This is a genomic window from Desulfobulbus sp., assembly GCF_031547805.1.
In the GTDB taxonomy this organism is placed as follows: Bacteria; Desulfobacterota; Desulfobulbia; order Desulfobulbales; family Desulfobulbaceae; genus Desulfobulbus.
Window position 1 is genome coordinate 63,768 of the sequence record NZ_JAVBRQ010000004.1, and the last position, 24,706, is coordinate 88,473.

General features: G+C 59.3%; 18 protein-coding genes and 2 pseudogenes. 5 read left to right on the forward strand and 15 right to left on the reverse strand.

Going from position 1 to position 24,706, the window contains the following annotated elements; translation table 11 throughout:
• Positions 1 to 27: 27 nt before the first annotated feature.
• The 12 genes from RMR13_RS01505 to RMR13_RS01560 form a co-directional block, all read right to left on the reverse strand.
• Positions 28 to 657: an SDR family oxidoreductase gene (locus tag RMR13_RS01505; RefSeq protein ID WP_310598877.1), complete on the reverse strand. Its 630-nt coding sequence runs from the start codon at positions 655 to 657 to the stop codon at positions 28 to 30.
• Positions 658 to 727: 70 nt separating this feature from the next.
• Positions 728 to 2,113, reverse strand: a complete 1,386-nt coding sequence (locus tag RMR13_RS01510; RefSeq protein ID WP_310598878.1) for a salicylate synthase — start codon at positions 2,111 to 2,113, stop codon at positions 728 to 730.
• Between the two features lie 43 nt (positions 2,114 to 2,156).
• Positions 2,157 to 3,764, reverse strand: a complete 1,608-nt coding sequence (locus RMR13_RS01515; RefSeq protein ID WP_310598879.1) for an AMP-binding protein — start codon at positions 3,762 to 3,764, stop codon at positions 2,157 to 2,159.
• 68 nt (positions 3,765 to 3,832) lie between these two features.
• Positions 3,833 to 4,411, reverse strand: coding sequence for a TonB family protein (locus RMR13_RS01520; protein WP_310598880.1), 579 nt, complete (start codon positions 4,409 to 4,411; stop codon positions 3,833 to 3,835).
• A gap of 121 nt (positions 4,412 to 4,532) precedes the next feature.
• On the reverse strand, positions 4,533 to 5,042 hold the full coding sequence (locus RMR13_RS01525; protein WP_310598881.1) for an ExbD/TolR family protein: 510 nt from the start codon (positions 5,040 to 5,042) through the stop codon (positions 4,533 to 4,535).
• Complete coding sequence (locus tag RMR13_RS01530; protein ID WP_409070239.1) at positions 5,039 to 5,734, reverse strand: MotA/TolQ/ExbB proton channel family protein; 696 nt, start codon at positions 5,732 to 5,734, stop codon at positions 5,039 to 5,041. The genes RMR13_RS01525 and RMR13_RS01530 overlap by 4 nt, the downstream gene beginning before the upstream one ends.
• Positions 5,735 to 5,764: 30 nt before the next feature.
• The gene (locus tag RMR13_RS01535; protein WP_310598883.1) at positions 5,765 to 7,825 is read right to left on the reverse strand and encodes a TonB-dependent receptor; all 2,061 of its coding nucleotides are present in this window, start codon (positions 7,823 to 7,825) and stop codon (positions 5,765 to 5,767) included.
• Positions 7,826 to 7,985: 160 nt separating this feature from the next.
• Positions 7,986 to 9,725 (reverse strand): ABC transporter ATP-binding protein, encoded by a 1,740-nt coding sequence (locus tag RMR13_RS01540; RefSeq protein ID WP_310598884.1) that lies wholly within the window; start codon positions 9,723 to 9,725, stop codon positions 7,986 to 7,988.
• Positions 9,722 to 11,572 (reverse strand): ABC transporter ATP-binding protein, encoded by a 1,851-nt coding sequence (locus RMR13_RS01545; RefSeq protein ID WP_310598885.1) that lies wholly within the window; start codon positions 11,570 to 11,572, stop codon positions 9,722 to 9,724. Before RMR13_RS01545 ends, RMR13_RS01540 begins: the two co-directional genes overlap by 4 nt.
• Before the next feature lie 221 nt (positions 11,573 to 11,793).
• Positions 11,794 to 13,596 carry an ABC transporter ATP-binding protein gene (locus RMR13_RS01550; protein ID WP_310598886.1) on the reverse strand — a complete coding sequence of 601 codons (1,803 nt, stop codon included), beginning with the start codon at positions 13,594 to 13,596 and terminating at the stop codon, positions 11,794 to 11,796.
• Positions 13,593 to 15,335 carry an ABC transporter ATP-binding protein gene (locus tag RMR13_RS01555; RefSeq protein WP_310598887.1) on the reverse strand — a complete coding sequence of 581 codons (1,743 nt, stop codon included), beginning with the start codon at positions 15,333 to 15,335 and terminating at the stop codon, positions 13,593 to 13,595. Before RMR13_RS01555 ends, RMR13_RS01550 begins: the two co-directional genes overlap by 4 nt.
• A gap of 70 nt (positions 15,336 to 15,405) precedes the next feature.
• Complete coding sequence (locus tag RMR13_RS01560) at positions 15,406 to 16,701, reverse strand: GMC family oxidoreductase N-terminal domain-containing protein (RefSeq protein ID WP_310598888.1); 1,296 nt, start codon at positions 16,699 to 16,701, stop codon at positions 15,406 to 15,408.
• 360 nt (positions 16,702 to 17,061) lie between these two features.
• Here RMR13_RS01560 and RMR13_RS01565 point away from each other — a divergent pair, with 360 nt between their 5' ends.
• The 4 genes and pseudogenes from RMR13_RS01565 to RMR13_RS01575 all read left to right on the forward strand — a co-directional run bounded on the left by RMR13_RS01565 (position 17,062) and on the right by RMR13_RS01575 (position 21,820).
• Positions 17,062 to 18,132 (forward strand): HlyD family efflux transporter periplasmic adaptor subunit, encoded by a 1,071-nt coding sequence (locus tag RMR13_RS01565; RefSeq protein ID WP_310598889.1) that lies wholly within the window; start codon positions 17,062 to 17,064, stop codon positions 18,130 to 18,132.
• Positions 18,129 to 18,566 (forward strand): annotated as a pseudogene (locus tag RMR13_RS15335) (ABC transporter ATP-binding protein); the annotation flags it as partial. The gene RMR13_RS01565 and the pseudogene RMR13_RS15335, both read left to right, overlap by 4 nt.
• 597 nt (positions 18,567 to 19,163) lie before the next feature.
• Positions 19,164 to 20,294: an ABC transporter permease gene (locus tag RMR13_RS15340; protein WP_409070240.1), complete on the forward strand. Its 1,131-nt coding sequence runs from the start codon at positions 19,164 to 19,166 to the stop codon at positions 20,292 to 20,294.
• The gene (locus RMR13_RS01575; RefSeq protein ID WP_310598891.1) at positions 20,270 to 21,820 is read left to right on the forward strand and encodes an efflux transporter outer membrane subunit; all 1,551 of its coding nucleotides are present in this window, start codon (positions 20,270 to 20,272) and stop codon (positions 21,818 to 21,820) included. The genes RMR13_RS15340 and RMR13_RS01575 overlap by 25 nt, the downstream gene beginning before the upstream one ends.
• Positions 21,821 to 21,832: 12 nt before the next feature.
• Here the strand turns inward: RMR13_RS01575 and RMR13_RS01580 are convergent, their stop codons facing one another.
• Both RMR13_RS01580 and RMR13_RS01585 read right to left on the reverse strand, forming a co-directional pair.
• Complete coding sequence (locus RMR13_RS01580; RefSeq protein ID WP_310598892.1) at positions 21,833 to 22,801, reverse strand: AraC family transcriptional regulator; 969 nt, start codon at positions 22,799 to 22,801, stop codon at positions 21,833 to 21,835.
• A 468-nt stretch (positions 22,802 to 23,269) separates the two neighbouring features.
• Positions 23,270 to 23,692, reverse strand: coding sequence for a GNAT family N-acetyltransferase (locus RMR13_RS01585; protein WP_310598893.1), 423 nt, complete (start codon positions 23,690 to 23,692; stop codon positions 23,270 to 23,272).
• 375 nt (positions 23,693 to 24,067) lie between these two features.
• On the opposite strand from RMR13_RS01585, the gene RMR13_RS01590 reads away from it, so the two are divergent.
• The gene (locus RMR13_RS01590; RefSeq protein ID WP_310598894.1) at positions 24,068 to 24,478 is read left to right on the forward strand and encodes a hypothetical protein; all 411 of its coding nucleotides are present in this window, start codon (positions 24,068 to 24,070) and stop codon (positions 24,476 to 24,478) included.
• A gap of 1 nt (position 24,479) precedes the next feature.
• Here the strand turns inward: RMR13_RS01590 and RMR13_RS01595 are convergent.
• Positions 24,480 to 24,706: pseudogene (locus RMR13_RS01595) on the reverse strand (IS4 family transposase); the annotation flags it as partial.

Sequence of the window (24,706 nt, forward strand, 5' to 3'; positions counted from 1 at the left end):
TTTCAATCGATAAGTCGACTTGTTACGCTAGGTTGTCACCAATGGGGCCATGTGCCGGCAGTTCATGGCTGTCATCTGGCCGAGCATGAAATGAGCGACATCCGCCCGGGAGATTTTTCCGGCCCTGACCCCGGCGAGGTCGGCTCGCACCGCATAGGCGCCGGTCAACGGACCGTTGGTCAGAAAACCCGGCCGCACGATTACCCAATCGCGGTCGGATTCCCGGATGGCGCGCTCCTGACGATCTTTGTCGTCGTACATGGTGCGCAGCAGCATTGGCCGGATGAGCCTGTCGTACACGAAACCGCCATGCCCCCGGCTGTCCCCGGCACCTATCCCGGTGACGCACACCAGTTTCCCGACCCTGTGCGCCCGCATGGCGGCAAGGACATGGAGCGTGCCGGTTGAAAACAGGGAAACGGGGGTACAACTCGGCCGGCAGCCGATGGTCAGACCGACCGCATCCTGCCCGACCGTGGCCCTGTACACCGCATCCGGGTCGCGGATGTCGCCTTGCATCACCTGCAACAGGCCGCCGGTTTGCTTGAAGGTGGACGGGTTGCGAACCAAGGCCGTAACCCGGTGGCCGCCGGCCAAGGCCTGTTCGACCAGATGCGCGCCTATGCCGCGGCTGGCTCCGATAACGAGAATATTCACGGCCTTGTCCTGCTCCTCGGGGTGGAATGAGAATGATCCGGTATTGGGCCGTTCGCTGCGCACCTGTTGTTCACGCATGCACCAAATAACGGGACACGCTGCTGATCTTTTCGCAGGTTTCCTCGATTTCCCGTTCCGGGGTGGATTTCTCGACAATGCCCGCCCCCACCTGCATCCAGGCCTGCTGCTCCTGTTGGTAGACGCTCCGCAGCACCAAGGCCGCATCGAGCGCGCCGGTATGGTCGGCCACCATCACGCATCCCGCATACAGGCCGCGCGGGCAGGGTTCCATCCGGGCTATCGCCGCCAGGGATTCTTTCTTGGGGATGCCGGTGGCCGTGACCGCCGGAAAGAGCGCATCGAAGGCGTGCCAGGCGGTATAGCCGTTTGCGAGTTGCCCTTTGAGACGTGATGCCAGATGCTGCACCGAGTTCCGCCGGGAAACCGACATGAAGTCGTTGACGCAAACCGATCCGTGCCGGCAGACCTTGCACAATTCGGCAAAGGCCAGTTGGACGGAAACCGCGTGTTCGTGGACCTCCTTGGTATCGTTGAGCAATTCGTCGCGCAGCCGGCACTCCTCTTCCTCGTTGTCGCCCATGGAGCGGGTGCCGGCCAAGGGACGGGTGCTGACCCAGCCGTCCGCATCGGCCTCGAGCACGGTTTCCGGGCTGAAACCGCAGGCTTGCAGGCCGTCCAGCTTGAGCAGGTAGGAACGGGCGGGGGTGTTCGGTCGGCGGCCGGCCACATAGCTGGCTGGCATGTCGATCGGCCGCGCCAGCGGGATAGCGCGGGAAAGGATGACCTTCTTGTAGTTGCGGGAGGAGATTTCCCGCACCGCCTCGGTCACGGCCTGGCCGTAGACTTCGGTATTGCAGGTGCGCATATCCGGGACCGCGAGCCGGCGGGTGCGGATGCGCTCCTCGAGATTCATCACCCGTTGCGACCGGCCGTTATCCCGCACAACCTCCTGCTGGATGGACGCAAACAAATCGACGAGGCGTTGAAAGGGCTCGCCCTCCATGGCGCGCAAGCTCGCCCAATTATCCTTTAGGTGCACCTCATAGGCCGGGACAAACAGTTGCAGTAGATCGTGCGCCGGCCCGGTTGCATCCAGTTGATAGGTGTGGCGCGCCAGCTCGAAATGGGCGATGCCGTAAACCCGCCATCTGTCCAACGGCAGGGAGCGCAAGGCCTGATCAACGGAATCGGCGGCAGAGCCGCTGGGCCAGGAAAACACCTGTTCTCCCGCTTCCAGCGTCGTGGTTTGCACGTTGAAGCGCAGCCGGGCCGCCACCCCGAACCCCAAAAACCACTCCCCGCCCCGTTCGTAGACCAGATAGTCTTCCGCCAGCCCGGACTCGGCGAAAAGTCCGGCATACAGCAGGGGATCGCCCTGGAATGGCAGTGTTTTCTCGCAAAATGCCTGTTGCGGACAGACCGTGTTCGTTTTCATTGCAACCTCGTATCGTTGTGCGTGGATGGGATCGTTTTCCGGGTCAGCCAGCGGCCATGGCGACCAGCTTGCGCTTGTCGATTTTTCCCGCTCCGGTCAAGGGCCAGAAATCGATCAACTCGAGTTGATCCGGGATCTTGTGGCGAGCCGCCCCCTTGGCCAGCATAAAGGTCCGGATTGCCGGCAGATCCAGGGTGGCGCCCTTGGCCATCACGAACGCGCAACTGCGTTCGCCCAGATGTTCATCCGGCAGCGGGACCAGCGCGGCATCCTGAATGTCGGGATGCGCTTTCAGCATGGCCTCGATTTCCGGGGCGGCGATCTTTTCCCCGGCGCGGTTGACGATGTCCTTGATCCGTCCCTCGACAATGAAATTGCCCTCAGCCGTGATCCGCACCCAATCGCCGGAGCGGTAAAAACCGTCCTCGGTAAAAGAACTTTTGTTCTGTGCCTCGGCGCAATAGTATCCCCGGATGGTATAGGGGCCGCGCACCTGCAGTTCGCCGGCTTCGCCGTAGGCAACCTCCTTGCCGTCCGCATCGACGATGCGGATCTCGTCGTCGGGAGAAAGCGGTCTTCCTTGAGTGTGGAGGACGATTGACTCGGGATCGTCCAGCCGGGTGTAGCACAGCAGCCCTTCGGCCATGCCGAACACCTGCTGCAGCCGGCAACCCAGCGTCGGCCCGACCCGGGCGGCCAGTTGAGGGTCCAGGGCCGCGCCGCCCACCTGGAGCAGAACCAGGGAAGACAAATCGGAGCGTTCCCATTCGCAGGCATTGAGCCAAAGATTGACCAGGGGCGGCACCAGGGCGGTATGGGTCACCCGTTCTCGTTCGATCAGGGGAAAAGCTTCCTCGAAGGCCGGGGAGCGGGTCAGCACCACCTTGCCGCCGACCGAAAAGGTCCCGATAATGCCGGGACAAGCCAGGGGGAAGTTATGGGCGACCGGCAGCGCTGCCAGATAGACGGTGTCGGCGGTAAATCCGCACAACTTGGCAGACTCGCGGGCATTGTAGGCATAGTCCGCATGGGTGCGCGGAATGAGTTTCGAAGTTCCGGTGGTGCCGCCTGAAAGCAGCAGCACGGCCGTGGCCGTGGCGTTGGGCTGGCCGTCGTCGGCATAGGTTTCGTTCGGGATCTCGATGTGGCAGGTGACGCCGTGGTCGTCGGTCCAGGCGCCGTCGATCAGGACATAGCGCAGGCAGTTGTGCCGTTCCTGCGCTTTTTCCGCCAGGACACGATGATCATGCCCCAGAAAGGCGGCGGTGGTGATGTAGGCCGTCGGCCTGGCCAGGTCGCAAAAGGCGTCGATATCTCTTTCGCGGTTGGCCATCATCATCATGACCGGGACGACGCCGAGGCGGAACAAGGCAAAGGCGGTGACAACGAATGCCGTGCTGTTGGGCAATTGCAGGAGGACGCGGTCGCCGCAACGCAATCCCAGACGATGCAGGCCGACAGCCATTGCGTCCACGCGGCGGTCAAGATCGAGATAGGAAAGACGGTCCTCACCGTCGACCAAGGCGATCCGCTCGCCGTGCGCTTGCGCCCACCTGCGTAGCTGTTGCCCTAAAGGCCAAGGTTGCCAATACCCTTTTTCCTGATAGCTCCGGGCTGCCTGTTGATACCACTCGTTAGTTCGGATAAGCATAATTAATTAGTTTAACCTAAAATTAATAGACAAAAAAATTTGCCCCTATTTATCGTGTTAGTAGCCCTTCACCGTAAACGAAAGGTGAAGGGCAACACGATCATGGTGTTGACCGGTTGTCCCTGGATCTTGCCGGGGATAAACCGCATCTTGGCCGCAGCCTCCAAGGCGGCGTCCTCGAAGTATCCGGCCGGGGCGGCGGCAAGCACCGAGCACACCTGCGGCTGTCCGGCCTTGTCCACAACCAATTGCACCATGACCTCACCCTCGACCTCCATCCGTCGGGCCTTGAGCGGATATTCCGGCGACACCCGGCGGGCGATCGAGGGCCGCTGGTCCACATGATCGGCCTTGTAGGCCGCGACCCCGCCAAACCGTTGCGGCTGCGGCCCATGTTGCTCGGGCGCCGGGGTCACGGGCGCCTCCGGAACGACCGGGGCGAGCGGCGGTTCGGGTACTGGTGCAACTGGTGCATCGTCTTTTTTATGCACGCTGATCTTCTTGCTCTTCGGCTGCTCCACCGTCTTTTTGGGCGGCGGCGGTTCGACCGGTGTTCTTGGTGCGGGCCGCTGCGGTTCCGGTGGGGGTGGAGGCGGTTCGACCGTGGGGGCTGGAGCTTCCGGCAAAGCCAGTTCAGCCAGCTGCACACGGTACACCGGCTCGTCGACCCGTGACTCCTGCCCGGAAAAGATGAAAAGCGCTCCCGCCGCAGCACCATGCACACAAAGCGAGAAAAGCAAAAACAACAATCGCCGCAAAACCAGCCCTCTACCCTTTTGGTTTAAGGCCCGCGTCGCGGTACACCGACCGGGTGTCCGTCTCGGCGTCGCCGCTTTTGCCGGCATCCGTTTCCGCGCCGCCTCCTCCCGCTCGCTGGGACGGGGCAATGGTGACCAGCCCTACGTTGGTGATGCCGGCGCCGCGAATGGTGCCCATCACCTCCATCACCACCCCATAGTCGACCTTGCTGTCGGCGCGCACGAAAAGCTGCCGGCCGGGATTGCGGACATTGATCGTCAGCACCGAAACCAAATCCGCAGGGGCTACTTCATGGGTATCCAGAAAAAGCGCGCCGTTTTCTTTGACGGTCAGGATCATGTGATCGTTTTCCGTGGCCAGGGTCTCGCTGTGTTCCACCTTGGGCAGCTGCACATCCAGCCCCTCGGTCATCATCGGCGCGGTCACCATGAAAATGATGAGCAGCACCAGCATGACATCGACAAAAGGCGTGACGTTGATTTCCGCCACAAAATCGTCCTGTCCGGAAGAATTGGTCACGGCTGTCGCTCTCCCGCGAAGGAAAGCCCGGTCTCGTGCCGGGCGACCTCATGTTGCATCCGGTTGAGCAACTGGCCGGCATAGTTGATGCAAATGCCCTCGATATCGGTCAACTTGGCACGGAAGATATTGTAGCCGCAGGTGGCGGGGATGGCGACGAACAACCCCACGGCCGTGGCGATGAGCGCCTCGGCAATGCCCGGCGCCACGGTGGCCAGGGAAACGCTTTTCATCTGGGCAATGGCCTGGAAAGAATGCATGATTCCCCAGACCGTGCCGAACAAGCCGATAAACGGCGCGGTGTTGGCGGTGGTTGCCAGCAGGGCCAGGGAGGATTTCAGGCGGGCCATTTCCTCGGCAATGCCGAAATGCAGCGCCCGGCGCACATTGTCGTTGAGCAGCTTTTCCGCGTCGCCGGTGATGTTGATGCGGTTGAATTCCCGCACCGCCCGCCGGGTGATGCCGAAAAGGGGCGAGGCCGCATTCTTCTCCAAACCGTTCAAGGCGGCGGGCAGCGATTGGGCGCTGTCAAAGGCGGCCAATCCTTGATCGGTGCGCTTCCGGGCAAACAGCAGGGCAATCCATTTGCCGCCCATATAGGCCCAGCTCATCACGGACATGAAGAGCAAAAAGGCCAGGACGCACTTGGAAACAAAGGTCGCCTGCACGACGGCATTCAGCATGGACTCCATAATCTAGATACCTCGCGAGCACAAAGGCGATCAGAACTTGTAGGCCACCAGCAGGCCGAAGGAACCCGGTTCGCCTTCCTGGATGAGCGTTCCGCCCAGCCATCTCATGCTGCGTTCCTCGTATTCTTCGTTAAAGATATTGCGGCCCCAGAGCATGATGTCGAATTTCTCCCCCTCGTAGCCCATCCTGGCGTTGACCAGGGCGCGGCCGTCGACCTTGAGGTCGTTTTCCGCGCTGGAATAGTTGGAACTCACCCCCACCACATCGGCGCCGATGTACCAGCCGGATTCCCAGCGGTACATGATTCCGGCGGCATAGGAAAACTCGGGCGCCCCCGGCGTCTTGTTGCCGCTGTAGTCGCGCGCGTTGTAACCTTCGGTGGTCCAATCCTTGATCTCGCTTTCCAGATAGCCGAGCGAGCCGGTCAGGGTCAGGCCGGGCATGGGTTTGTACTGCACATCGAACTCGACGCCGTAGGATTCGACCTTGGCGGCATTCACCACATACCGTTCGAACGGCGACACGTACTCCACCACCTGCTTGTCATCGACATCGATGTAAAAAGCGGCCAGATTCATCATCAGTCGGTTGTCCAGCATCTTGCTTTTGATGCCCACTTCATAGTTCCAGCTGTATTCGGGCTCGTAGGAGAACAAGTCCTGGCTCATGGCGAAGTAGTTGTCGAAACCGCCGGACAGAAACCCCCGACTGACCTTGCCATAGGTCATCACCTGCGGCGCCAGGTCGTAGGAAATGCTGGCGCTCGGCAAAAACACCGTGTCTTCGACCGTGTCTTCCAGGTGCATCGTCCCCATTCCCATCATGCCCGAATTCACATCCTTCTTGCCTTCCAGGCGCGAATATTCGACCCGGCCGCCCAGGTTGAAATGCCATTTTTCCCACATGTGCAGGGTGCCCTGGGCAAACAGCGCCCCGCCCAGATCGTCTTGGTCGGTGACATGGTCGGTGATGCTGTAGTTGCCGGTTTGGATGTCCTCGCTGTACACGTAAATGCCGGCCAGCCAGTCGAAACGCCGGCCCTTGCCCGGCTTGGAAGCGATGCGCAACTCCTCGCTCCAGATATCCACGTCGTAGTCGGCGTTGAACACCGGGTACTGGGGATAAAGATCCACCGGGGTCATATCCATGTCGTACTTGTAGTCCTGGCTGTAGCTGTGACGCCCGGTCACCGAGGTGATGTCGACCTCGGCGCCGCGGTATTCGGCTTTCAAGATCTGGGCATTGGCATCGACGGAATTCTTGTTGGGTCCGTTCCAGGCGATTTCATTGTGATCGGTGGCAAACGGCCCGTCCGTGAACCGGTAGACGCCGATTCCGTCCGCCTCATGCTGCCCCTGGAGAATCAGAGACACGTCCCAGGCGTCGGTCGGGGTCCACCTGGTGGTGACCCGGCCGTTGAAATGCTGGGCGCGGGTGGCGTCTTCCAGGCTGTTGGGAGTGGTATTTTCCATCCAACCGTCGGTGGTGTAGTTCTGGATCGCCACTTTCATGGCCAAAGTGTCCTGCACCAGGGGTACGTTGACCGTGGCGCCTTCCCGGTACATGGGCACGCCGCCTCGCGCGTCCCACATGCCGATCTCGCCGAACACCTTGCCGCCGAATTCGTTGGTGGGCTGGCTGGTGATCACGTTGATGACCCCGGCCTCGGAGTTGCGGCCGTAGAGGGTGCCCTGCGGCCCCTTCAGGACCTCGACCCGCTCGACATCCAAAAGATCCAGGTTCTGCATCTGGTGGATGGGATAATTGACGCCGTCGACGTACAGGCCAGTGGCCGAAAAAAGCGAACCCTGCTGCGGCGAGATGCCGCGAATGGAGATGATGTTTTCCGTGCTGTTTTTCTTGACGAACACGTTGGGAACGTAATCGGTCAGATCGTACAGTTTTTCGACATGCCGTTCCTCGATCGCGCTTTTGGTGTAGGCACTGACGCTGCCGGGAATGCGCTGGACATCCTGCGCGGTTTTTTCCGCGGTGACCACAATCGGCTCCAGGTAATACAAGTCGTTTTTCTTCTCCTCCTCCGCGCCGTGGCCAACGGCCAGCAGCTGCGGGACAAAGACGGCGGTCATGCACAAGCTCCGGCAAATCCTCATTGCTCCCCCCTCGAGTCAAACTATATGGTTATTAAGTTTTTTAAGAATGGCTAACAGTGTACCGTATTCCTCGCTCCGGTTCTGTCATTCCGGGAATATTTTTTTGCCTTTCATGCACGCAAGTCGTTCGTCTTCTTCAGGCAGGCCGCATGCTCCAGCCGGCGGTCCGGCTCTGCAATGCCCAAAGGTGTTGATACAGGCCGTTTTCGGCCAACAGTTGTTCGTGGGTGCCCTGCTCGATCACCCGGCCGTGGTCCAGCACCACGATCCAATCGGCCCTGCGGATGGTCCGCAGCCGGTGGGCGATGATCAGCACGGTCTTGTTGGCGACCAGGGCATTGATGGCCCGTTGCACATAGATTTCGTTTTCCGGGTCCAGGGAGGCGGTGGCCTCGTCGAGCAGGATGATCGGGGCATCCTTGAGCAGGGCCCTGGCGATGGAAATGCGCTGCTTTTCGCCGCCGGACAAGGTGCAGCCGCCCTCCCCCACCTGGGTGTCGTACCCCTGGGGCAAGGCCGTGATGAAGTCGTGGCAGCACGCTTTTTTGGCAGCCTCTTCCACCTCCCGGCGGGTGGCGTTTTTCCGGCCGACGGCAATATTGTTCCCGATGCTGTCCCGAAAAAGGTACACATCCTGGAACACCATGGAAATGCGCGCCAAAATGCTTTCGGGATCGCAGGTTGCGAGGTCGTGTCCGGCCAGGGAAATGGTCCCCTGCCGCACATCCCAGAACCTGGCGATCAGGCGGGTGATGGTGGACTTGCCGCTGCCCGACGGCCCGACCAGGGCGGTCACCCTGCCGGCCGGCGCCAGAAAGCTGACCTCTTGCAGCACATCGGTATGGCGGTAGGCAAAGCTGACCCGGTCGAAGCGGATGTCGCCGCCGCAAGGGGCCTGGCCGGTGCCGGGCAGCGGCGGTTCCTGGCGGATTGCCATGATGCGGTCGGCGCTCAAGGCGGTGTACCGCAGCTCGGCGTAATGGACCAGGGCCACGGAAAGCGGTTCCACCACCCGCATGCCCAGCAGCAGAAACAATAAAAATATCGGCAGGGACAGTTCGCCGTCGACCAGGAGAAAGGTGCCGATCAAGAGCATCAGGGTCAGGCCGGAACGCAGGGCGGCGATGGCGATCAACACGATGGGCACCACGATGATTTCCATCCGCAGCGATTCGCGCTTCAGCCGGGCAAAGGCCTCGCGCAGCGCCTCGAACCGCTCGCCGCTCAGGTTGTGGGACTTGATCTCCCGCATGCCGAGCAGATATTCCTGCAGCCGGCCGGCGCAATCCTCCCTGGCACGGACATGCCGCCCGCTTATTTTCTTCTGCAGCCCGGATGACAGCCACATGATGCCGAAACAGAGCGGCAGGGGCAGGAACATGGCCAGGGCCATCTGCGGGCTGAACAAGAGCATGATCGAAAAGACGACCACCGGCAGGATGACCGCACTGACCAACTGCGGCACGTAAAAGGAGACCGTGGTCTCCACGTTGCTGTAATCGTTGAGCAGCATGGTGGTGAGGGCGGCGGGATCGCGACGGCCGAAAAAGCCGAGCGGCAGCTTGCGCAGATGTTCCGCCAGCTCGGTCCTGCCGGTTGCCGAGAGTTGGTAGGCCACCATCGCCGTCTTTTCGTGAGCCCGGGCCCGGGCCGCGTATTCCACCAACATCCACCCCGCCAGCAGGGCGCAGATGCCCCACAGTTTTTCCATGTGCATCGCCTGCTCGCGGGCATGGGCGAGGTAGATGGTGTCGAAGACCGCGAAGATGAGCAAACTGGGGACGATCTGGCAGAAACCGGTCGCCAGGGACACCAGACAGGGTTCGAGCAGGGCCCTGGGATTGCCGCCCGTGATGTTGTACAGAAAATGCTTCATGCCGCCTCCTTGATTGCGCCGCTTTCCCCGGCCGGCAGGTGCCATGCCTCCGCGTCGGTGTAGGCCTCCCACATGCGCCGATACAGCCCCTGGGCGGCGAGCAGTTCCTCGTGTTGTCCGCGTTCGGCGATGCGGCCCCGATCCATCACCAAGATCTGGTCCGCCTCGCGGATCGAAGCGAGCCGATGGGCGATGACCAGCACGGTCTTGCCCTTGATCAACGAGTTGATGCCCTCTTGAATCAAGGCTTCGTTTTCCGGGTCGGCAAAGGCGGTAGCCTCGTCCAGCACTAGAATCGGCGCATTCTTGAGCAGGGCCCTGGCAATGGCCAGGCGCTGCCCTTCCCCGCCCGAGAGATAGGTGCCTCCCTCACCGATCCGGGTGGCGTATCCGTCGGGCAGGGTCGAAATGAATTCGTGGCAGCGGGCCGCCTTGGCCGCCGCCACCACCTGCTCCCGATCGAGGTCCGCGCGGCCCATGCGGATGTTTTCCTCGATGGTGTCGTGGAACAGGTGCACGTCCTGGAACACGAAGGAAACCGTGTCCATCAGTTGGGCGGTGCCGATCTCGCGGATATCCACCCCGCCGATCCGGATTGCGCCCGAACTCACGTCCCAGAAGCGGGGAATGAGGTTGGCGATGGTGGACTTACCGCTGCCCGACGGCCCGACCAGGGCGGTAATAGTATTTTCCTCGGCCACGAACGACACCCCGGCCAGGGCCTCCGGCGCGGCATTATCGGTGGCGGCATCGGTGGCGCTATCGGCCTCGGCATAGGAGAAATGGACCGCCTCGAAGGCAACGGCATGCGTCTTGGGCACTGCGGGTCGATCCGGTTCCGCCAAGGGACCCGTGGCGAACAGGGCATCGATCCGCTCCACCCCCTCGGCGATCATCCGCAAATTGCCGCCGATGTTCAGGAGCTTGAGCACGGGCATCGGCAGGCCGGGCGCCATGACCAGAAAGAGCAGCAGGGTCACGGCAAAGGAAGAAGGATCGGGCTCGCCACCAAGCAGGTACAGGCCCGTTGGCAGGACAAAAGCCAGGATCGAGGAGAGGATCACGAAAAACAGGGTATAGGGGTGCTTGTAGGTCCGGCTGATCTGCTCGGCCTGCTCCCGGTAACCTTCGATGGCGGCATGAAATCCCAGAAAGGAGCGGACCGTGATCCCGAAGACCTTGACCGCGGGCATGCCGCGCACGTACTCCACCCCGGCCGCGTTCATCTTTTCCAGGGCGTCGTGGTATTGCCGGGTGTGTTCACGGGCCTTTTGGCCTTGAAACACCACACCCTGCATGACGAAAGCAGCGACGATGGGCAGGGTGCAGGCCAGGGCCAGGCGCCAATCCAGCACGAACATGCCTGCCAGCATGAGCAACGGCAGGGAGACGGCGCCGGCGAGATCGGGTAATTGATGGGCGATGAACGCCTCGACCTTTTCGACATTGACTTCCAACGTCTTCCTGATGGTGCCGGTCGATTCGCGGGTGTGGAACCCCATGGGCAGAGCGGCCAGATGCCGTGCCAGGCGGATGCGGAGGTTGTAGAGGATGTCGAACGCGGCGTAATGGGAGGCGATGGCGCTGGCATACAACAGGGCCAGGGCGGCCAGGAGGGCGACAAAGGCCGCGATGGCCCAGAAAAGCAGCAGGTTCACGTCGTTGGCAGACGGATTTGCGGCATTGCGGAGCAGTTCCTTGAGGATATGGTAGGCCGAGAGAAAGGGGGCCAGCATCAGCAGCGAGCTGACGATTGCCAAGCAGCAGGCCAGCACCAGGAGCCTTCGCTTGGCATCCGCTATTTCCAGTAACCGGGCAATGCCCGTCTTTTTTTTCGCCGTCCGCATGTTCGCCATCCTGTCGACTCGGGTTCATGGATGGCGATTAGTACGATGAATCGGCGGAACCTTCCGTCACCTGGCGAATATTTTTTTGTTGTTGCGGAATCGGGGCGCCTCTGTGGCCGGTCCGGGCCGGGAAGACCTCAAACTCAAAGCAAGACCGGAGCCGGGCGAACCAGGATGGCAAAAGAGAAACGACGGGGAAAAACGACGGGAAACCGAAACGCTTACGGTCTCGCCTTGTGCAGGGACCATTGCTTGGCCCGCTGCTGGACCTCCCACATCTGGCAGTACCTTCCCCGTTGCGCCAGCAACTGGGCGTGGGTGCCCTGCTCGACCAGGCGGCCGTCGGCAATGACCAGGATGCTATCCGCCTTTATGATGGTGGACAACCGGTGAGCGATGACGATCACCGTCCGATTGCGCACCAGGGTGTCGATGGCGCGCTGGACCTCCACTTCGCTCTCGGTGTCGAGCGAGGCCGTGGGTTCGTCGAGAATGACGATGGGGGCATTCTTCAGAATGGCGCGGGCAATGCTGATCCGTTGGCGTTCGCCGCCGGAAAGGCTGCCGCCGATATCGCCGACCCGGGTTTGGTAGCCTTGGGGCAGTTGGTGGATGAAATCGTGGCAGTACGCCGCCCGGGCAGCCGCCTCGACCTCGCTGTCGCTGGCTTCCGGCCGTCCCATGCGGATATTGTTGAAAATTGTGTCGTCGAACAAATAGACGTCCTGGAAAACGACCGAAAGGCAGCTCATCAGCGTTTCCTGCTGCAGAGTTCGGACGTCGCAATTGCCGATGCGGATCAACCCGGACTGGGGATCGGCATAGCGCATGATCAGTTTGGCAACGGTGGTTTTTCCCGATCCCGAAGGGCCGACCAGCGCGGTCAACGAGTTGGGCGGCAACGAAAAGCTGACCTGGGCAAGGGCCTTGCTCTCCTGTCCCTTATAGGCAAAGTCGACCTGCTCGAAGGTGATGGAATAGCGGTCGGGCTGCCCGGCTGCGGGGAGCACGGGCAGATCCTCGGTGGCCAGCAGTTCCCGGATGCGGGCAAAAGATGATTCGACAACATCGAGCACGGTCGTAACATTGACGAAAATCGCCAGGGGCTCGGACAAGCGGCTGATCATCACCAGGAGGGCGGCGAGTACCGGGACGGTACAGGTGCCACCCAAAACCCGATAGGTCCCCAACGCCAGGACCGTCAACAGGCCGAGTTCCACCAGGGTGGACATCAACAGCGCGGGCATGGTCGCCTCGATCAGTCCGTTGGCCTGTGCCACTCTCAAAGTTGCGATCGAGGCCTGCATCCGGTCCGATTTTTCCCCAACCTGGTTGACGGCCCGCAGCACCGGCAGGCCCTGGATGTATTCGATGCTGTCCGACTCGACATCGGCATAGGCCCGGGCCACCTCTTTTTTCTCCTCGTGCGACGACCGCCGCCGCCAACGGTAAATGGGCACAGCCAAGGGAAAAAGAAGGACCAGGACCAGCGACAGCCGCCAATCGGCCCACAAGGTGCCCACGATCACCACTGTCGGCACGACCAGGGTCTGGAGGATCAACGAGGCAACCACTCCCATGTGCAGTACGGCATTGTCCACACAAAGCGAAAGCGTGGCACTCAGATCCCCGGTCCTGTGGCCGGACAACGCTTCCAGGGGCATGCGCCGCAACCGGTCGCCCAGTTTTTCCCGCAGTTGGTGGGTGACGTCGACGATGGCGCCGGTGTAATCGAAGTTATGGGCCAACCAGCGGCAGCAAAGGTCCACCCCTCCCAGCACAGCCATCGCCGTCAGCCACCATCCGGCGGCGCGCGGATCGGGCGGATTGGCGAAAAGCGCCTGCAGCAAGGGATAGAAACAGAGGTAGGCGCACCCCTGGGCCAAAAAGGAGAGGGCGAACAACAGCAGGCTGCGTTTGAGCAAACCGGCCTCCCCGTCGGCGATCGTCAAGGCCAGCCGGTATGCTTCGCGCAGGGTGAGCAACCGTTTGCCGGTATCGTTATTTTCGGTATCGTTGTTCATGCCCGCACCTCGCCCTGCTTAAGATCCCATTGTTGCGCCGTCTCGAAATTGCGCCACAATCGTTTGTACACGCCTTCTTGATCGACCAGTTGACCGTGGGTGCCGATCTCCGCCACCTCGCCTTGGTCGAAAACCACGATCTGGTCCACGTCCTTGATGGTGGCCAGGCGATGGGCAATGACGATCACGGTCCGGTTGCGCATCAGGTTGGCGAGCGCCTCGATGATCTCCTCCTCGTTTTCCGGATCGGCAAAAGCCGTGGCTTCATCGAGGATGACGACCGGCGCGTCCCTCAAAATGGCGCGGGCAATGGTGATTCGCTGTCGTTGGCCGCCTGAAAGCCGGGTTCCCCGGTCACCGGCCCGGGTTTGGTATCCATCCGGAAGCGTGAGAATGAAATCGTGGATCCTGGCGGCCTCGGCGGCGGCAACCACCTGCTCAAAAGACGCCTCGGGCCTGGCCATGCGGATATTGGCCTCGATGCTGTCCTGGAACAGGAAGGTATCCTGGAAAACAAAGGAAACCGTGGCCATCAGCGTCTCGGGAAGCATGTCGCGGATATCCGTGCCACCGACCCGAATCCGGCCGGCAGTGACATCCCAGAACCGGGGAATCAACTTGGCCACCGTGCTTTTGCCGGCACCGGACGGCCCGACCAGGGCGGTCACCGTGCCCGGCGAGGCGATGAAGCTGACATCTTTCAAGGCATCTTCCCGCCTGTTTTCATACCTGAACCAAACCCGGTCGAACAGGACCGACGCATCCTTGGGCTGCTGCGGAACGCTGGTTTTCGGCAACACGGGCACATTCAGGATTTCCTGGATACGCAAGGCGCTGGCCTGGGATTTCTTGATGAAATTGTTCAACCACATCAAGGGCATCAACGCGTCGGCCATGCCGGTGCTGAGCAGCAGGGCCGCGATCAGCGCAGGGAAGTCCAGGCTGCCACGGGCCAACAGCAAAGTGCCAACGCCGGCGACGGCAACCAGGGTGGGCACGGGGCTAAGAATCAACATCCCCAGCCGGGCTGATACGCCGGTGGCGGCAATCCATTTCTTGAGCGCCAGACGATAGCCGGCCAGGGCCTCCTGAAAACGGCGGAAAGAGCCCGAACCGTCGTCAAAGGTCCGCACCACCGGCATGGCCTGGACAAACTCGATCACCGCCGCGTTGATCCGCTCTTGGCTCTGGGCGTACTCCTGGCGGTGGGAGACGGAATCCCGCATGACGAAATACATCAACAGGGCGCCGAAGCAGAGCAAGGCGACGCTGGTCGCGGCCAACCGCCAGTCAACGAGCATGAGCATGACCAGCGAGGCCGCCGGCGCCGCCATGCTGCGGCCGATAAACGGGGTGCTGTCGGCCACAAAGGCGTGCAGGTTGCGGACATCGTCCAGCAGCACTTTTTTTAGGGTGCCGGAACCGGAAGCCACCACAAACCCCAGGGGCACCTCGGCCAGATGGGCGGACAATCGGGTCCGCAAGATCTGTTCGAGCCGGAAGGCGCCGAGATGGGAGGTTCTGAAGGCGGCATTGCGACAGACAAAGGCGAACACGGTCACCGTGCCCAACAGGAGCACGCCGGTGGTCGGGGAAAAACTGATTCCCAAAATCTTGGCGGGGTTGTTCATCAACGCCGAGACCGCCGCCGCCAGCAGGACCAAGGCAAAGACATTGGCCAGGGCGGCAAGCCCCGCGAGCAGCATCGCTTTTTTGGTTTCAGCCGAGACCGGCGCCATGATGGTCCAAAGGCCTTTTTTTGGTTGTTTGTTTTTATTTTTCATTATTTTCACAGAATACAAATTACTATCAATTGTATTGCGACGACAAATAACCGGCGAGTCGTTTTCCCAAGCACATAATTGATAGAGCTGGAGGTATTGCCATTGATTCGGGCAATACGCTTGCATCGCAGATATAAAGATTTTTTACATCTGTTGAAAGATTGCTATCAACGACTCTTCCGATTTTGCAAGACCCACCTGGATGAACACCGGCTATTTTCGAAAACCAAATGTCTTTAGCTCCAGCAGCTTCAAGTATTTTTAACGCAACATCTTTCCCTTTATCGAGCTTTTCAAGATCTTTATCCGACAAGGTCTTTTTTATTTTTCCATATTTATCGATACTTCCGCTTATATCGTCGTCAATTTCAACTAAAATTGAAATGCATTTATTTCTACATAATAATTTTTCATACTTTTTATTCTCTATAGTTAATTTAACATATGCCAGTAAAGGCAGGGTTGAATCCCCAAGAGCGATTCCATCTTCAAGTAATATTCCCCCTTGTCTCGTAACTTCAGCACCGTTAATTTTATGATCGAGATAACCGATTGCCACCACATAGGGATCGACAAATATACCCGATCCGGATTCAACTCCAGAATTATTCAAAATAACCGGTGAACCTATGCCTCCAGCAGCAAGAACAACAATATCGGAAAAAAAATCCTTTTTTTGACCATTTGCCGTGGTCACACAAATTCCGCTCACGCATCCAGATTTTATTATTAATTTTTCACAATAATGTTCATTATATAATGTAGCTCCATTTTTTATCGCCTCGTTAATCCATACTCGAGCATCCCATCGTGCCCCTGTTTTGTCTCCAAAAAGGTAAGAAGATTGCTTGAATTTATCAGGATTTAAAAAAAATCTATCAATATTTTTCCATTTTAATCCAGTTTTTATTGCAGCTTCTTTGATTATCCTTCCTGAAACACCCATTTCATGATCTTGAAGCGGTCGTATTATTATTTCTTTTTTTATGTCATCAATTTCATCTTTTATATTAACTCCATATTTTTCAAACAACTGTAACGGAGGATCCCAAGAAGCACCTCCATAAACAAGCGTTGATCCTCCAGTTGTAATTGCCCTTACAATTTGTATCCGTGGAGTTCCGTCTGTAGTTAAATAAGCATTCGATTTATGCTTGATTCCTCCAAAACATCTGAAGGGATTAGCAAAGAATCCTCCTTGAGGCGAATTATCCTTTCCCCACTCAAAAATAGAAACACGATACCCTTTCCGTGCCATCTCCTTTGCAACGGTTGCGCCTCCAACACCGGATCCTACAATAATAACATCCTGTTTTTTCATGGTATTGTTTCCTTTGTGTTACAGAGAATCAAAGCGCCGGCCAATCCAGTCAGGTCTTGCACGACATCGAACGATCATGGATCGCGTGTCATCTTCGCGGCCTGGTACGTTCCAATACAATTGGAAGAGTCCTATAACGAATCGGTAAAACCTTCCGTCATATCGAGAATAAATTCTTGCCATTGCGGAACAACGCGAGGCGGTTCCGTTGCCGGTGGTTTTGGTGACAGAAAAAATTCCGCAGATGAAAGAGCAATCGCGTGCTTCTTTGTATGGTTTGCGCGCGTCAAGGGATGATTGCAGCCTTTGGCGCGCGCAGCCGCTACCGAACGACGAACAAAAAGCCAATGCCGACATCGTATGAACAAGAACCTGCCGTTTCCCTGTTTCGACCGCTCCGTTCTCCGCATCCGCCTGACCATGGCGCTGTGCCTGCTGCTGTGTGCCTTGTCGGCCAATGGCTGCGGTGGTGATGCCGCCAACAGGGCGCAAGGATATGTGGAGGGCGAGTATGTGTACGTGGCCTCGCCGTTTGGCGGCCGCCTGGAGACGTTGAAGGTGCGGCGAGGACAGGCCGTGTCGCCGGGCACAGGTTTGTTTGACCTGGAAGCGGTGGAGGAGCGGGAAGAGGTGGCGCGGGCCGAGCGGGAACTGGCGGCCCAGAAGGCTGTTCTGGCGGATTTGCGCCTGGGCAAACGCCCTCCGGAGTTGGAGGCGGTCCGTGCCCAGTTGGCCGGAGCCAAGGCCGAGGAGGAGCGCTCCGCCAAGCAGCTTCGGCGCGACACGGCGCAAAGAACCTCCGGTGCCATTTCCCAGGCGGACCTGGAAGTCAGCCAGACCCGGCATGCCACCGACGCCCAGCGAGTGCGGGAACTGGGCGCGCAACTGGAGGTGGCGGAGTTGGCGGCCCGCGAGCACCAGATCGAGGCCCAAGTCGCCCTGGTCGGGAAAGCGGAAGCAGCCCTGGCCGAATGCCGCTGGCGCCTGGCGCAAAAATCGCCGCTGGTGCCGGTTGCGTCTCCTGCCCCGTGCCTGGTGGTGGACACTTTGTTCCGCATCGGGGAATGGGTTCCCCCCGGCACACCAGTGGTCAAACTGCTGCCGCCGGACAAGGTCAAAATCCGTTTTTTCGTTCCAGAACAGACAGTTACCCGATTAATCCTAGGACAACGGGTTCTGGTGCGGGTGGACGGCTGGCAGGAGCCGGTCGCCTGCCGCATCTCGTTCGTGGGGCCGGAGGCGGAATACACCCCGCCGGTCATCTACAGTAACGACACCCGCCGGAAACTGATCTTTCCGGTGGAGGCCCACCCGGATGCGCCGCCCGATTTCGCTGCGTCCCAGGCGCAGAACCAACAGGAACAAACCGTCCGCGTTCCCACGCGGCCGCCGCTGCATCCGGGCCTGCCCGTGACCGTGGAATTGCCATGAGCGCCCTGCCCGCCCCGGCCATCGCGGTTCGGGGATTGAACAAATTCTTTGGCGGCCGGCACGTGGTGAAAGACCTGTCGCTCACCGTGGAGCCAGGGGAAATTTTTGGCTTCCTCGGTCCCAACGGCAGCGGCAAAACCACCTCTATCCGCATGCTGTGCGGCCTGTTGACCCCGGATTCCGGCACCGGCACCTGCCTGGGGATGGACATCCGCAGCCAAAGCATCGTCATTCGCAGTCATGTCGGCTACATGACCCAACGGTTTTCCTTTTGGGAAGATCTGACCATCCGGGAAAACCTCGCCTTTACCGCCCGGATTTACCGTGTGCCCGAGCGCCGCGCAGCCGTGGAACGGGTGTTGGCCGACCTGAACCTGCACGGTCGGGCCGATCAATTGGCCGGCAATCTGTCCGGAGGATGGAAACAGCGTCTGGCCCTGGCCGCCTGCATGTTGCACGACCCGCGCCTGTTGCTGCTGGACGAACCCACCGCCGGGGTGGACCCCAAGGCCCGACGGGATTTCTGGGACAACATCCATCAACTGGCCGCCAAGGGCATGTCCGTGCTGGTCAGCACCCATTACATGGACGAAGCGGAGCGGTGCCACAAGCTGGCGTATATCGCCGACGGTGTGCTGCTGGCCCAGGGCACGGCGGCCGAAATGATCGATCGGGAAAATTTGACCACCTTTGCCGTCAGCGGCTCCGAACCGGCCGTCGCGAGCCGAATGCTGGCCGGCCGGCCCGGAGTGGAGCAGACCGTGGCCTTCGGCGCGACCCTGCACGTCATCGGACGAAACAAGCAAACCCTGGCCGCCACTTTGGCCGAAGTGGCGCAAGAACACGATACCCTCCAGGTGCGTCCCATCTCCACCGGCTTGGAAGAGGTGTTCATCCATCTCATGGGCCGGAAGGATGCAGCGGCCGCCGGTGGTGAACAACCCTGCGAGCAACTCGGCGGGCAATCTGGCGAACAGCCCGCCGGAGAATCGACGCCGGTTGCTTCAACCCCTGTAAAACCGACTGCCGGCATCGCCTTTTCCTTGATTCGCTGGTGGGGCATCGTGCTCAAGGAGTTTCTGCAACTGCGGCGGGATCGGATGACCTTCGGCATGACCATCGGCCTGCCCATTGTTCAGGTCATGCTGTTCGGTTTCGCGATCAACATGGATCCCAAACATATGGATACCGCCGTCCTGGCCGGGGAACACAGCGAATTCACCCGTTCCTTTCTGTCGGCAATGGACAACAGCGGCTATTTTTCCTTTGTGGAGGAATTGCCGAGCGAAGAGGCCGGCCGCCAAGCCCTGGAACAGGGCCGAGTCCAGTTTGTCCTGACCATTCCGCCCGATTTTTCCCGTCGTCTGGTCCGCGGCGAGCGGCCGTCGCTGTTGCTGGAAGCCGATGCCACGGACCCGGCGGCTTCTTCCCGGGCGGTCTCCTCGATGCTGATGCTGGTCCGTTCCGTGTCGACCCGCGATTTCCAGGGTCCCCTCCTCTCCCTGCGCGCCTCGCAGCCCGCCTTCGACGTGCGGGTGCACAACCTGTACAATCCGGAATGGAGTTCCCAATACAACATCATCCCCGGCCTCATCGGCACGGTGCTCAACATGACCATGGTGATGATGACCGGCCTGGCCATGACCCGCGAACGCGAGCGCGGCACCATGGAAAACCTGCTGGCCGCGCCGGTCAGGCCCCTGGAAGTGATCAGCGGCAAGATCGTACCCTATGTGTTCATCGGCCTGACCCAGGTCACGCTCATCCTGCTGGCGGCCCGCTTTCTCTTTCACGTCCCCTGCCTCGGCAGCCTGGCGGCCGTGTATGTCTCCGCCCTGCTCTTCATCACCGCCTGCCTGGCCATGGGCATCACCTTCTCTTCGCTGGCCCGCAACCAGATGCAGGCCATGCAGCTCACCTTTTTTTATTTCCTGCCGGGCGTGCTCATTTCCGGCTTCATGTTTCCTTTTTCCGGCATGCCGCCGTGGGCCCAGCATATTGGCAATGTGCTGCCCATCACCCACTTTTTGCGGCTTATCCGGAGCATCATGCTCAAGGGTGCGGATCTCTGGCAGATGTGGGTGCATATCTGGCCCATTGCCCTTTTCACCGTTGTCGCCATTGGGGTGGCTGTCAAATGCTACAAAAAGACCTTGGACTGAAAACGACCTGCCTGGTCCTGTTGTGCCTGCTGCCTGCCGGATGCACGGTGGGGCCGGATTTCAAGCCCCTTGAACCGACCGGGGCCTCGCGTTTTACCGAAGAGCGACAGCCCGAGGCCATGGCCGACATCCCGGCCGAGGAGGGCCGGGGCACGGCCGGCAGTGCCCAGGTGTTGGTGCCGGGGCCGCCGCATGCACAGTGGTGGAAACAACTGGGCAACGAGAAAATGAGCGGCCTGGTGGAACGAGCCTTTAGCCATAGCCCCGACCTGGCGCGCATCAGGGCCGTGTTGCGTCAGGCCGAGGAAACCTGGCGGGCCGAGGCGGGAGCGGTGTGGTTTCCCGCCTTGGATTTGACCGCCTCGGCCACGCCGCAACAGCTCAACATGGCCCAGATGGGCTCTTCCGGCTCGCTGCCCACCGGCATGTCCTATGCCCCCAGTCCCTTCACCCAATACACCGCGGGGGTGAACCTCAGGTATACCCTGGATATTCTCGGCCAGGGCCGGCGGCAACTGGAAGCGCTGGCCGCCCAGGTCGACCGGCAACAATACGCCCTGGAGGCGGCCCGGCTTTCCCTGGCCGGCGCCGTCGCGGTGGCGGCGGTCCGGGACGCCGAAACCAGGGCGTCGATCGCAACCGTCCGGACCATGCTCGATATCCGCCGGCAGCAGGTGGCGATTGCGCAAGCCAAAAACGAAGCGGGCGGGGCCTCGTCGTATGCGGTGAGCACGGCCAAGAACGACCTGGCCGACTTGGCGGCCACCTTGCCCCCGCTTGAACAAACCCTGGCGGCCAATCGGCATCAATTGGCTATTCTTCTCGGCAGTCCGCCTTCCGAGGCGCATGTGCCCGAATTTTCCCTGGAGGAGTTCACCTTGCCCCCCCGCCTTCCCCTTGCCCTGCCCGGTGAGGTGGTGCGTGGTCGGCCCGATGTCCGCGAGGCCGAGGCGCTGGTGCATCAAGCCACGGCCGAGGTTGGGGTGGCGGTTGCCGACCTGTATCCCGGCATCACCCTGGTTGGCAGCGCCGGCTACAGCGTTTCGCGGCCCATCGATGACAAGCCAGCCCTCTTTCTCGACCATGCCGGGGTGTGGAGCGTGGGCGTCTCCCTGTTTCAGCCATTGTTTCAAGGCGGAGCCCTGCAAGCCCGCAAGCGCATGAAGGAGGCCGGGGCCGAAGAGGCGCATGCCGCTTGGCAGCAGGTGGTGTTGCGCGCCTATGCCGATGTGGCCGATTGCCTGGGTGCCCTGGAAACCGGCGCCCGCACCCTGGTTGCCACGGCGGACGCGACCCACGAGGCCCGCGCCAGGTATCTGCTTGCACAACATCAGTATGATTTGGGGGCGATCAATCGTGCGGATCTGCTGGAGGCGGATCTCAAATGGCGGCAGGCAATACTGGAGGAGACCGGGGCGCGGGCAAACCGTTTCGTCCAGACCCTGGCCCTGCTGCAGGCCACCGCCGCAACTCCGGAAAAGGAACGGGAACGTCTTTCGTTGGCGCGATATCGGAAGGGGATGTGAGCGCTGACCCGTTTAAACCGCGGTTTCGGCCGAGTTCAACTCCGTTTGATACCGCTTCGGCTGGATGCCGTACTGGTCGAGGAACGCCCGGGAAAGGTGGCTGGGGGTGGCGAAACCGCATTCGTACGCCACCTCCGAAACACTTTTTCTGGTGTCTTCCAGCATTTTCTTGGCACATTCCAGCCGCCGCGTCCGCAGGACGCCAAAGACCGTGTCGTGGTGGACCAGCCGGAACAGCTTGTTCAACCTGGTGTGCGTCAGCCCTACTTTTTTCGCCAGGCAAAGCAAGGAAGGCGGCGAGGCCAGATCCCGCATGAGCAAGTCGTGCACCCGCTGGACCGCCTCCAACTCGAAGGCGGCGATCTTCTTGCACTCTTCCCCGGATAAATCGAGCAGGCTGAGTTGATTATAAAAAAGCTCCATGGCCTTGTATTCCAGGAAAACCTTTTTCAGGCCCCGATTCAGCATCGGGCAATCCAGAATCTGCCGGACCGTGATCTCCAGGGGAAGCGGTAAGGTGAACTCCCGGTAAAAGAACGCCTTGGTCATTTCGGCCACCAGATTCCTGACCTGTTCCGCCGAGCTCGCCTCGGTCTGCCGCGTCAATTGGTGCAAGGTGTTCGGCGCGATCAGCAAGGCGATCGACCGCAGGGGGCAACCGGCCTCGGTGACGCATGTGCCACGGGTATCCGGCACATAGGAAATGGAATACTGTTTCGATGCGATTCGGCCGGAGACCTTGGTGCCGTCGTTGTGGACGATGCGAATCCGGGTGCTGCCGGAAAGGCAGTATAAAAATTGGATGGGAGGGTTCGAGGTCTCGTAATCGAAACAAAGCGGCGTGCCAAGAGGCGGCACATTCTGCACCGCCAGCTTGATACCTGGCCGGATTTGATACTCATCCCAGATCAGGTTTTCTTTCTTTTCCGCCATCCATTGGTATTCGCTGCGCGCGGGACTTTGCCAATGTTGCGTCTCCATCCTTCCCCTCCCTGAAAAGTGGCGCTTGCCAGAAACATCCGGTGCGCCCGAACTTTTTTTTTCGCAAGGCGCCTTGCTGGACACGCGCCGTTCTGCGACTTTTTTCCTGATCCCCCTGCCACTGGAGGGGTCCAGCCAGACTCCGGCCACCATTGCCATGGCGCCGATTATCCGGTGCCTGCTTTCGGTAATTGTACCTGGAGCAACAGGATTCCAGCCAGATAGGCCAAACAGGAAACGATCCAAACCTATACGGTAAAAATCAGGGAGTCAATATATTTTTAGGCATGTTTAATTTTACAAAGAAGGAAACCCCAGCCAGTTTGTTCGGATGCCGTCGCAACAATCGGATCGCCGTGCCCTTTGACGGTTCCCCAAATAAATGATCGATCATGCCGGAACAAGGCCGGCCCGCTGGCATCGCCGTGTTGGTATCGGCAATTGTTGTGTCGTGGGAGTGGACCGATGCTATTCGGTAAATCCTTTTTCCTGCATCATGGCAGCATTGTTGAACAAGGCCATGCCGGTCTTCATTTGCCGGAATTGCAAAAAACGGTAGAAATTTTCCTTTCCCGGCGAGGCATACAGGATCACGTTGAAGTGAGGCAACCGGTCGAGAAGATTGTTGATAATGACGGTGCCGATACCCTTTCTTTGATATTCAGGCGCCACGGCAATATCGTAAAACGCGGCTTGATACACCCCATCCGAAATGGCGCGACCAAACCCGATAAGCGCTCCCTTGTCCCAGACAAACACGGTGGCATAACTGCCCAGGAAAGCGCGGCGATGGATATCTTCGGTGTAATTTCCCATGCCAACTCTTTTGAGGATCTGACGGACAAGGTCAAAATCAACAACAGAGCAATCAAAAGTTATATCGATACTCATAATATTAACCTCGTCTGTAATATGTTGCAAAGAACGATCAATGGTTGTTCGAGCTAATCGTGTGAAATTGATATCAATCGGCATGGACTTGGAGTTTTTTGTTTACCACGAGCTCCGGCTCATTTCTGGCCACTTGTGCCATTAACCCGGCTAATATCCCGCTTGTCAACCGATACGGCTACCCACAGCAACGATATGCAGGCCAAGCGTCCCCAACAAAGCTTCCAGTTCGAGTTCCCGGCGGCGCTCTCGCGGTCATGATCAAGCAACATGGTTACAAAGGAAACAGTCGTGTCCATAAGGCTGGGCATTTCTTTCCGATCGCCGGTTATCCCTGTCACCGTAATTTTTTTAAAATAACGGAAGATTATCAAATTGAAAACAAAGACCAATCGCTGGCACGCGCCCTGCTGCCTATGGACGATTGTTTCAATTTTCTTTCCAATCGTTGTGATTGCTATGAAAAAATTATTTTTATCCAAATTGATTCTTTTGCTGGCCATCGGTGGTTTGCTGTTTGCTCCTCAATATACAGGTGCTGCCGGAGAATCGATGGTCTGGAAGACGATGAGCTGTGAAGCGGCGAAAATAGCTTCTTTTCCGTGGAGTCGAGATTTATTGGTTTTGTTTGTCCACGCGGAAACAAGCAGTAAAACCCAGCAATTGCACGAGGCGTTCAAAAAACTGCTGGATGATGCCCTGGACAATCGCGACGAAAGCGACTTTCGCGAGGACAAACGAACTTCACAATCCTTGCAACATAAAAAGCTCAAGTTTCTGAGTTGAGTTAACTTGCCGTTATTATGTTTGTACTGCGGGCTAACCTTTTCCCCGTTTGCAGGATATCAACGGCAAAGTCCATGACTGTATCAACAAGGGCCAGCACTGCATCTTCGGTGATGAGGCCGGCAATTCTGACTTTGTCCAGGGCGAGGCTGAGCAGCCGTTGCATGGCTTCGGCCAGGTTCAAATCCTGCTGCTCTTCACTGCAGGCGTAAAAGAGCGAGCCAAGGG